Here is a 2,307-nt window from a genome sequence, read left to right on the forward strand (position 1 = left end):
TGTTTGTTATGGGCCTGACTGACCAACTCCGGAATATTATTCTGCAGTTGCATCGGCAGGCCGGGCTCAAAACAGGGTTTTTAATGATGCCCGCAACACCTTAGCCAGCCCCTGAAAAGAACTCCACAAACCCTCCGTGTCGGTGTCGGTGGCCCGGTAGGCTCCGGTAAGACCGCACTGCTGACCAAACTCTGTGCCGCCATGCGCGACCATTACAATCTGGCCGTGGTCACCAACGGTTTTTATACGAAAGAAGACGCCCAATTTCTGATGCGCAATGAAGCGCTGGACGAAGACCGGATCATCGGTGTAGAAACCGGCGGCTGCCCACACACCGCCATTCGTGAAGACGCCTCCATGAACCTGGCGGCGGTTGATGAACTGTGCCAGCGTCATCCCGGGCTTGAGCTGGTTCTGGTAGAGTCTGGTGGCGATAACCTGAGTGCTACTTTCAGCCCGGAACTGTCTGACCTGACCCTCTATGTCATCGACGTTTCTGCCGGCGACAAAATCCCACGCAAAGGTGGCCCGGCATTACCCGCTCCGACCTGTTGATCATCAATAAAACAGACCTGGCCCCTCATGTTGGAGCCTCTCTGGAAGTTATGGATCGGGATGCCAGAAAAAAGCGGGGAGACCGGCCATTTTTCTTCACCAACCTGAAGGCGGACGAAGGCGTGCGGGAAATCATCGATTTCATTATCGATAAAGGCATGCTGGACGCCAAATAAGGAAAACAGGCATGAAAATCAAATTACTGTCACTGGCCAGCGTGAGTATCCTGATCTCCAGTCAGGCGGCTATGGCCCACCCGGGAGATCACTCTGCCGGTGGCGTGATGGCTGCTATCTGGCATCAGCTGACTGAACCGGATCATCTATTGTTTGCAGGTTTAGTGGCTGCAGCGGTTATTGTTGGCGTGAAGGCTTATCAGAAAAAGAAGGCATAGGGCCGTTGACCAGCAGCATCAGAGCCGGATTTTCTCTGATGCTCTCAATTTAAACGTTTCAATTCGACTTTCATTAAATCGCTCCATTCACTGAGTACTTGATCTCTTTTTTCATTGCTTTTAATACGAATGCCAGTATGGCCTACCCATAAGGACTCCTGTATGTCCTCATCACTCATTGACTTTTTTTCTTCTTCGAAATTTTTGAGTTCATGCTTATCCTTTGCTAAGGACTCACTTATTTCTTGTCTCTCTTTGTCGAATAGACTCAGATAATTTTGGTAACTTTCGATTGTTTTTTTGATATTACCTTCAGGATTTTGCCCTGATGCTGAAGAAAGATGGGCTAACGTACTCTGGTAGAGTGGATCTGACGGTGGCACTCCTCTTTCATCCAGTTTCTTTTGCAATGTTTCCAGCGCCGAAACTGGTAAATTTTTAACCATATTGATCCTTTTCAAATATTCAGGTAACACCTGTCTCATACGCTGAAAGTACTCAGGGTCTTCGAATGAAGGCTTGCCCATCCGGGAATCTGGTGAACTCAGAACTTCGTTGACAACGTTGTCACCTGCAGGTGTATTGTCCAAAAGTTTAATTTTCTGACTGATCAACCACTGATCAGCCTGAGCTCTGGCGGTTTCACAACTGTGAGGTATTTTTTCAATCAAGCTATTGATTTCGCCAAGAAGGTCAGCCGAAACTTCAGATTCATTTGATATTTTTTGTTCCAAATAGCGTTTAAATAGTATTTTTCCTACATCTGTATCAAGCTTAAACTGGTCGGAATTCACGCATTCAATAAATTCTGTATCTGATACTGGCGACTGAAGTAACAGCAAGGCTTGTCCCACAGTGATTTCTCTTGCTATCAATGGTTTAGTAGAATATTGACCGATTAAATCAACAGCTTCTTGTTTCTGCTGACCATGGATAGAGTCTGTTTGCTCAGGCGTTAATGGTTTGACCTTTCGCCTCAGCCAGCTACCTGTTGGCATGTCTATTTTCAGTTGATGACTGCCACTCAATCGGACTGGATCATTAACCCTCCCATTATCGGCAAGGTTTTGAAGCGTCTGACAAACTTGATCTAAAGAAGGCAAAGAAGGCACTGTAAATCCCCTGTGAATTCTGAAAAAGCCACTCGGGAAGTACCTTCGGCAATACTCCTGCTTTTTTAAGGACATTAAGGTTGCCAGCAACAGACCCACAATAATCGGGTTCATCAGTGCCGAGGAGAGCAGGAACCTAATGGTCGGACCAAATCCTGCGCAAGCTTTAAGGAACTGTCATTTAATAACTTATTTCAGTAAGCGCTGCCCGCTTCCCGCCACCCGCTGCCCGAAAAAGACAGGCCG

At 47.0% G+C, this 2,307-nt stretch carries 2 protein-coding genes and 1 pseudogene; 2 read left to right on the top strand and 1 reads right to left on the bottom strand.

The features are described from left to right. Positions 1-180: 180 nt before the first annotated feature. Positions 181-731, top strand: a pseudogene (gene ureG / locus KDK15_RS20560) (urease accessory protein UreG). 11 nt (positions 732-742) lie between these two features. Further along, positions 743-949, top strand: coding sequence for a HupE/UreJ family protein (locus KDK15_RS20565; RefSeq protein ID WP_257297273.1), 207 nt, complete (start codon positions 743-745; stop codon positions 947-949). Positions 950-993: 44 nt separating this feature from the next. Here KDK15_RS20565 and KDK15_RS20570 read toward each other — a convergent pair whose 3' ends face one another. Beyond that, positions 994-2,175, bottom strand: a complete 1,182-nt coding sequence (locus tag KDK15_RS20570; RefSeq protein ID WP_257297274.1) for a hypothetical protein — start codon at positions 2,173-2,175, stop codon at positions 994-996. Between the last annotated feature and the right edge of the window lie 132 nt (positions 2,176-2,307).

Origin of the sequence: Endozoicomonas sp. YOMI1, from assembly GCF_024606345.1 — a bacterium.
Taxonomy (GTDB): Bacteria; Pseudomonadota; Gammaproteobacteria; order Pseudomonadales; family Endozoicomonadaceae; genus Endozoicomonas.

Coding starts and splice junctions, on each gene's coding strand:
- KDK15_RS20570 (WP_257297274.1), bottom strand. CDS start 2,175: ATGAACCCGATTATTGTGGGTCTGTTGCTGGCAACCTTAATGTCCTTA.
- KDK15_RS20565 (WP_257297273.1), top strand. CDS start 743: ATGAAAATCAAATTACTGTCACTGGCCAGCGTGAGTATCCTGATCTCC.